The organism is Gemmobacter sp. LW-1, from assembly GCF_001303875.1.
GTDB lineage: Bacteria > Pseudomonadota > Alphaproteobacteria > Rhodobacterales > Rhodobacteraceae > Gemmobacter > Gemmobacter caeni.
The window spans coordinates 39,912-46,983 of sequence record NZ_LJSC01000022.1 but is presented as its reverse complement, the minus strand read 5'-3'; the positions used below and the strand labels follow the sequence as shown (position 1 = coordinate 46,983).

Annotated in this window: 6 protein-coding genes and 1 riboswitch; of the genes, 1 reads left to right on the top strand and 5 read right to left on the bottom strand. The window is 66.2% G+C overall.

Going from position 1 to position 7,072, the window contains the following annotated elements:
- The 3 genes from AO684_RS03285 to AO684_RS03275 form a co-directional block, all read right to left on the bottom strand.
- A partial coding sequence (locus AO684_RS03285; protein ID WP_054301317.1) for an iron ABC transporter permease occupies window positions 1-800 on the bottom strand: 800 nt, incomplete at its 3' end.
- Complete coding sequence (locus tag AO684_RS03280; protein WP_054301316.1) at window positions 797-1,627, bottom strand: ABC transporter substrate-binding protein; 831 nt, start codon at window positions 1,625-1,627, stop codon at window positions 797-799. The genes AO684_RS03285 and AO684_RS03280, both read right to left, overlap by 4 nt.
- The gene (locus AO684_RS03275) at window positions 1,621-3,507 is read right to left on the bottom strand and encodes a TonB-dependent siderophore receptor (protein WP_054301315.1); all 1,887 of its coding nucleotides are present in this window, start codon (window positions 3,505-3,507) and stop codon (window positions 1,621-1,623) included. Before AO684_RS03275 ends, AO684_RS03280 begins: the two co-directional genes overlap by 7 nt.
- A 123-nt stretch (window positions 3,508-3,630) precedes the next feature.
- Window positions 3,631-3,829, bottom strand: a riboswitch (cobalamin riboswitch).
- Between the two features lie 246 nt (window positions 3,830-4,075).
- On the opposite strand from AO684_RS03275, the gene AO684_RS03270 reads away from it, so the two are divergent.
- The gene (locus AO684_RS03270; protein ID WP_054301314.1) at window positions 4,076-5,473 is read left to right on the top strand and encodes a pyridoxal-dependent decarboxylase; all 1,398 of its coding nucleotides are present in this window, start codon (window positions 4,076-4,078) and stop codon (window positions 5,471-5,473) included.
- On the opposite strand, the gene AO684_RS03265 is transcribed toward AO684_RS03270, so the two are convergent.
- Together AO684_RS03265 and AO684_RS03260 are read right to left on the bottom strand one after the other, a co-directional pair.
- Window positions 5,470-5,898, bottom strand: coding sequence for a hypothetical protein (locus AO684_RS03265; protein WP_054301313.1), 429 nt, complete (start codon window positions 5,896-5,898; stop codon window positions 5,470-5,472). The genes AO684_RS03270 and AO684_RS03265 overlap by 4 nt on opposite strands.
- A gap of 51 nt (window positions 5,899-5,949) precedes the next feature.
- Entirely contained in the window at window positions 5,950-6,903 is a 954-nt protein-coding gene (locus AO684_RS03260) for a helix-turn-helix domain-containing protein (RefSeq protein WP_054301312.1), read from the bottom strand.
- Window positions 6,904-7,072: the final 169 nt, after the last annotated feature.

Genomic DNA, 7,072 nt, shown 5'->3' with positions numbered 1-7,072 from the left:
GCGCCACGCAAGAGATGCGGCACCACCAGCCCGACGAAGCCCACCGCGCCTGCCACCGCCGTGGCGGCGCCGACCGAGGCCGCAACGCCCGTCACCACCAGCAACCGCAGGCGGCGGAGATCGGTGCCCATAGCGGCAGCGGCATCCTCGCCCAGCGTCAGCGCCTCCAGCCCCCGGCCTGTCCGCGCCAGCGCAAGCCAGCCCGCCGCCATGATCGGAAGGGCGATCCAGACATGGGCAAAGCTGCGGTCAGCCAGTGATCCCATCATCCAGAACACGATTTCATTGGCTGCAAAGGGGTTGGGCGACAGGTTCAATACCAGAGAGGTCATCGCGGCGGCCAGCGCCGACAGCGCCACCCCCGCCAGGATCAGCGCCAGCGCGCCACCGCTGCGGCCCGCCAGCAGCAGGATCAGCAACACTCCCGCCAGCGCCCCCGCCAGCGCCGAAAATGGCAGTGCCAGGGTGAAGGCGGCCGCAAAGCCGGTCTGCAATGCCAGCACCGCGCCGAGGGCCGCCGAGGCCGAAACGCCGATAAGACCGGGTTCGGCCAGCGGATTGCGCAAGAGCCCCTGCATTGCCGCCCCCGAAAGGCCAAGACTCACCCCCACCATCACCGCGAGCAGCGCACGCGGCAGCCGGATTTCCCGCATCACCAGCGTCAACGGCCCGCCATCGCCAAAAACCAGAGCGCGCAGGGACTCCCCTGGACCCGCCGCCGCAACGCCCGTCACCAGCGAGGCGAGGAACATCAGCGCAACCAGCACAGCGAGCAGGGTCAGCAGCCGCGCAAAGCTCATGGCGCGACCCCCTTGCGGGTCGCGGCCAGCCGTTCGGTCGCATCCAGCAGCGCGGGCAGACCACAGACCCAGTCATTCTCCTCCAGCACCGTCTGCCCGCCGGTCAGCGCGGCAAGCGCGGGGTGGTGCAGCACCTCTTCGGCGCGCGAGGCGCCGGGATAGGGATCGCCCGCAATCACCAGATCGGGGTCGGCCATGATCAGCGCCTCCAGCGGCAGGAAGCCGCCCATGGGCATGCCCAGATCCTCGGCCAGATGGTGATAGCCCGCGCGTTCGATGATCTCGCCCGCCAGGCTCCGGCTGCCCGAGGCATAGCCGTTGGCGGCAAAGGTCGCGGCGGTTGGGCGCTGCGGCGGGGCCGGTGGCAGCCGCGCGAGACGGGCATCGAATGCCTCCAGCATGGCCTGCGCCGCCGCCTCACGGCCCAGAGCGCGGCCCATCTCGATCATGCCCTGCCGCACCTCCGCGATGGAACTCGCAGGCGGGAAGGTGACCACGCGGATACCCAGCCTTTCCAGCATCGATACCGTGGCACGCGCCGTATAGGCTCCGGCCAGAACCAGATCGGGCTTCATCAGGTAAACCTCCTCGGCCTGACCCTGATTGGCCGGATAGGCCATGGCCGCCTCGACCATGGTGGAGGAGCGCGGGTCCTGCGCCAGATCGGAGACGGAAATCAACTGCCCCGGCGCGGCCAGGAGGATAGCAAGCTGATCGGTACAGAGATTGATCGAGACGACGCGCCGGGGGGCCTCCGGCGCGGCGAACCCCGGCCCGGTGCTTACCGGACCGGCCAGCAGCAAAAGCAGCGCAAGCTGCCTTACCATTTCGCCTCCAGCCCCAGCCATGCGGTGCGACCGGGCGTTGCATAACCCCAGGTTTCCACATTCTTGCGGTCAAAGAGGTTGGTGACGCGCCCGGTCAGCTGCACGCTGTCGGTCAGATCATAGCGCGCGGCGACATTCACGGTGGTCCAGACCGGGGTCTTGCGGGTTGCAAAGGCGCCCCAGTATTCGGTGCTGTAATTCCCCGCCGCATAGCGGATGTCCGCCGTAACCGAACCGCGGCCGCCAAAGGTCTGCCAGGTGCCTGACAGGCCAAGCTCGTGCCGGGGGCGCAGGATCTCGACCGAGCCGTCGGGGTTCTTTGCGTCCAGATAGGTGTAGTTCATCCCCAGAGACAGCGCGTCGGTGGCTTGAAGGCGACCGCTGAGCTCGATCCCCTGACGCGGGCTTTTGCCCGATTGGTTGACATAGGTCGCCCGGCCCGAGCCATCGGGTGCCGCGCCATAGGCATAGGTGATCTCGTCTTCCAGCTTCTCGTTGAAATAGGTGATGTCGATCAGGCCGCGACCGCCCAGAACCTCGGTCTCGATCCCCAGATCGAAGCCGGTGTTGCGTTCGGGTGCCAGACGGGGATTGCCCAGCGTGTAGCTGTCATCGGCATAAAGTTCGTAATAGGACGGGTTGACCGAGGCGCGGCCCGCCGAGGCATGGACGCGCAGCCCGGTATCCGGCACGCGCCACGACAGACCGATGTTCCAGCTGGTGAAATCCTCGAAGGTCTTGTTGTTGTCGCGCCGGATGCCAGCCTGGATGTCCAGCCCGTTGTCAAGAAAGCCGCGATATTCCAGCGCGACCGAGGTCATGCCGCGCTTGTAACCCGGCGCCGCCGAGGATTCATCATCCTCCTTTTCCGCAAGCAGGTTCAGCAGGTGCGACGCATCTTCCACCGCCTGTCCGTCCAGCGCGTAGCTGAGCCGGTATTTCAGCTTCCCGGTCTCACCCCGCGTGGTCGGGCCGCCGTTGAAGCTCTGCCTGAACAGCGTGTTCTGCCATTCCAGCCGATGGGTCATCCGGCCATCCAGCATCGAAAATTCCGCCCACAAAGCGCCGGTCTGTTCATCGCGGTTGCTGTAGGGCGCCGGGTCATCCACGACGTAGCTGTCGGCATCGGTCGCGGCCCAGTTTTCGGAATCATAGTCGTAGCGCTCTTTCGAGCGGCGCAGGGTGAAGCCCAGCGTCAGATCCTCGGTCGCCTGCCAGTCGCCCGACAGGTTCAGGGTGCGGCGGCGGATACCGTCCTTCTCGCCGCCATCGCCGGACTGGTCATAGCCCTTGTCATCACGATCCGAGAGGCTCAGCTTGAGCCCGCCGCGCGCGCTGCGCTGCGACAGGAAGGCCGAGGCGGCAGTGCCGTTGCCGAACTCGATCCGGCCGCCGTAATGCGTGCCCTCATCGCCCTTTTTGGTGATGATGTTGATCACCCCCGTCGAGGCATTGGAGCCGTAAGAAGCCGATTGCGGGCCGCGCAGCACCTCGATCCGGTCGATATCGGCGGCTTCCAGCCCGGTGAAGACATATTCATCGGACCCGGCACTGGCCTCGATCCCGTCGATCAGCACAAGCGTATGGCTGGCCTCGCCGCCCCGGATACGCACCTGCGTATAGGTGCTGCCCGAGCCGGTCACGGAAACCCCGGGCAGCGCGCGCAGGGCATCCTGCACCGTCGCGATGCCGCGATCCGCGATTTCGGCGCCATCCAGCACGGTGACCGACCGGCCATAGGCATTGGCGGCAATGCCGGTCAGGCCGCCGGAAATGATGATCTCATCCATTTCGGTGACCTCCTGCGCCACGGCAGCGCCCGGCACCAGAAGGCAGGTGGTGGCCAGAAGACCAAGATACGACACGCGTTTGGAACCCATGTTCCGTTCTCCCAATCGCGGGCAAATGCCCGACAGACCCGATGTGTCGCGGAAAGGGTTCCGCAGACAGTGCTTGCTGTCACCGCTGCGGTTAAGGCCGCTTCCATGGCGCCCCTCGCGCCCGGAAAGGGTGATCCTCCAAGCAGGTCTCCTGGCTCGCGGGTCGTAGCGTTGCCGGCCTTCCCGGGGCTTTGCCGCCCCAGTGGCATGATCGACGTCGCTCACCGCTGACAGTTGCGGGGGCAGCTACGGCCAGAACGCAGGCGTTCCTCCGTATTCCCTTTTCATCCGGCGGGCCGGAACTTGGTCGTGCGATCTAGGGTCCGGGGGCTGCGCGAGTCAAGGCCGCGCCGCAGCGCGGCGGGCGGATCGCAGTCCGCTGTGGCACCATGCACGCACCCAGCCTGCTTGACGGGACCGGGCCAAGCAGCAAAGCTTTGCCCACCCGGGGGAGGAGCGCAGATGACCACGCCGCAGGATGCGGGCTGAACGATCCGGAAAGCCCGGCCCCACAGGCACAATGCGGTAAGCTCTGCGCCATCCCTGAAGCCACGGCCAAGGAGCCCCGATGAACTGGACTGATTTCGCCCACTGGGGCGCCCGTATCGCCGATTGGGGCGCACACTATCATCAGGGTCTGCGCGAGCGCCCGGTCCGCGCCGGCACCCGTCCCGGCGAAGTGGCCGCCGCCCTGCCCGCCTGCCCGCCGGAAATGCCCGAGGCGATGGAGGCAATCTTCGCCGATTTCGAACAGATCGTGATGCCCGGCATGACACATTGGCAGCACCCGCGCTTCTTCGCCTATTTCCCGGCCAATGCCACGCCGCCCTCGATGCTGGCCGAGTTTCTGGCCAGCACCGTCGCCGCGCAATGCATGCTGTGGCAGACCTCGCCCGCCGCGACCGAGATGGAGACGGTGATGATGGACTGGCTGCGCCAGTCGGTTGGTCTGCCAGAGGGATTCAAGGGGGTCATTCAGGACAGCGCCTCGTCCGCCACGCTCGCCGCTGTGCTGACGATGCGGGAGCGCGCACTGGATTGGGCGGGCAATGAACAGGGCCTGAGCGGCCAGCCGCACCTGCGGGTCTATTGTTCGGGCGAGGTGCATACCTCCATCGACCGGGCGATCTGGATTTCCGGCATCGGGGCCGCGAACCTCGTCCGCATCCCGACGCAAGGCCCGCGGCGCAGCATGGACCCGGCGGCGCTGGATGCCGCCATCCGTGCCGATCTGGCGGCGGGGTTGCACCCCTGCGGGGTGATCGCCTGCACCGGAGGCACCGGAACCGGCGCCTGCGACGACGTTGCGGCGACGCTTGCGGTTGCGAAAGCGCACGGGCTTTACACCCATGTCGATGCAGCCTGGGCAGGCGCCGCGATGATCTGCCCCGAGTTCCGCGAGCTGTGGACCGGCATAGAAGGCGCCGATTCCATCGTGTTCAATCCGCATAAATGGCTGGGCGTGCAATTCGACTGCGCGGCGCATTTCCTGCGCGACCCCGAACCGCTGGTGCGGACGCTGGCGATCCGGCCGGAATACCTCAAGACCCATGGCGCGGACGGGATCGTCAATTATTCGGAATGGTCGATTCCGCTGGGCCGCCGCTTCCGTGCGCTGAAACTCTGGTTCGTGCTGCGGCATTACGGGCTGGAAGGGCTGCGCACCCGCATCCGCAACCATGTGCGCTGGTCGCAGGCGCTTGCAGACCGGCTGCGCGCCGATCCGAGGTTCGAGATCGTGACCGAGCCAGTCCTGTCACTGTTCACCTTCCGGCTGAAAGGCGCGGATGAGGCGGCGCAGCAGGCCTTCATCAACCGGATTAATGATGATGGCCGCATCTACATCACGCAGACGCGGGTGCAGGATGGGCTGGTGATCCGCTTTCAGGTCGGCCAGTTCGACGCGACCGAGGCCGATGTGGCCACGGCCTTCGAGGTGATCACCGCACTGGCCGGGAACGGTTAACTCCGTTCCAGAAGGCCCCGGATCAGAAACATCTCCGCCTCGTGGATGCAGCCCATCTGCTCCCATTCCGCATCGGTCTGGGTGGCCAGCCGCCATGTCAGCAGCGTCACCACGCATTTGTCGGCGCCGATCTTCAGCACGTCACCGGGGATCACCCGCGACATGTTGCGAAACTGCATGGCCTCTTTCGACGGGCCGACGTCGTAATCCACCTGAAACCGTGCCGGATCGGCGTTCAGCCGGACCCAGGTTTCCTTGCCCGAAAAGACCGAGGTGCCTACAAACAGCCCCGGCTCCGCCTCGCGCCGGTTGGCGCTGCCCCAGGCCCACTGGCCCTGCGCTATCCCGTCGGACATGATGGCAAAGGCCACCTCTGCCGGGCGGTTCACCACGATGCTGCTGGTGTGACAATGATGATCCTGCATGGCGCCCCCTCCTGTTCGCGGGGTCAGGCTGCGCAGCACCCGGCCCGCCTGTCAAGCATCGCCAGCCTGCCTGCGCCAGTCGGTCGGGGTCAGGCCGAACAACGCCTTGAACAGCCGCGAGAACTGCGCCTGATCGGAGAAGCCGAAGCGATAGGCAATCTCGGCCATCGACAGATGCCGCGAGGCGCCGATCACATCCCGCGCCGCGATCAGCCGTTCCTCGCGGATGAATTGCGAGACGGTCTTGTTGGTATCGCTGAACAGTTCGTGCAGATAGCGTTTGGAGATGCCGCAGGCATCGGCCACATATTCCGGTGACAGGGCGGTGTTTGACAGGTTCTGCCGGATGACATGCTCTGCCCGCCGCAGATGACCCGCCCGCACGGCGGTGCGCACGCCCGCCTCGCCATCTTCGGTATTGCCCTCCAGCGCCAGCGCCAGCACCTCGACCGTCTGCCGCCCCAGAATGGCCGCCGCCCGCGCCTCGGTTTCCGGCAGTACCTGCAGCTGCCCCATCATCGCCGAAAACAGCGCGGGCAGGCCACTGCCCGCGTCTATGATGCGCGCGCAGAACCGATCCGGGTCGCGCAGCTTTTCCGCCAGCATGCGCTTCGAGATTTTCAGCACCGTCAGTTCGTTCGCAGCGCCATAGGAGAACCGATAGGGTTCGTCTCCGCGTTCCAGGATAAACCCGCCGGGATCACAGCGCACCTGACGGCCAAGCTGATGAAACTCCACCGGGCTGCGGCGCGGAATGGTGACCAGATATTCCTCCTCCCGCGTATGCGAGATGTGGTCGGGCAGGCGTTCGTATTGCAGGGGTTCCGTGCAAAGCCGCGACAGGGACACCTGCCCCATCTCGCGCCGCTCCAGCGTGCCGGTGAAGCTGCGCGCATCCCGATAGGTCAGATGCAGCGGAAAATAGGTCTCGGCAATGACACGGTTCCAGTGCGCCGCCCGCTGCGCGGGGGCCGTCAGGGCCGTGCTGTGGGCAGTGATGTCCATGGCGATCTCCCCCGGAGGGCCTGCAAGAATCGCTAACCACGAACGCCCTTCCGTTCAAGAAAATTTCGCGGCGACGCGCCCGGCCTGCACGGAATGACAAAGGGTCATGCGCAGGGCGTCAAGGCCCTGCCCATCCCTGCGCCGGTTTGCAAATGATCCCGCGCCGGTC

What these genes read in the sequence shown, in the direction of transcription:
- AO684_RS03280 (WP_054301316.1), bottom strand. Translation starts at nt 1,627, where the DNA reads ATGGTAAGGCAGCTTGCGCTGCTTTTGCTGCTGGCCGGTCCGGTAAGC.
- AO684_RS03260 (WP_054301312.1), bottom strand. Translation starts at nt 6,903, where the DNA reads ATGGACATCACTGCCCACAGCACGGCCCTGACGGCCCCCGCGCAGCGG.
- AO684_RS03270 (WP_054301314.1), top strand. Translation starts at nt 4,076, where the DNA reads ATGAACTGGACTGATTTCGCCCACTGGGGCGCCCGTATCGCCGATTGG.
- AO684_RS03265 (WP_054301313.1), bottom strand. Translation starts at nt 5,898, where the DNA reads ATGCAGGATCATCATTGTCACACCAGCAGCATCGTGGTGAACCGCCCG.
- AO684_RS03275 (WP_054301315.1), bottom strand. Translation starts at nt 3,507, where the DNA reads ATGGGTTCCAAACGCGTGTCGTATCTTGGTCTTCTGGCCACCACCTGC.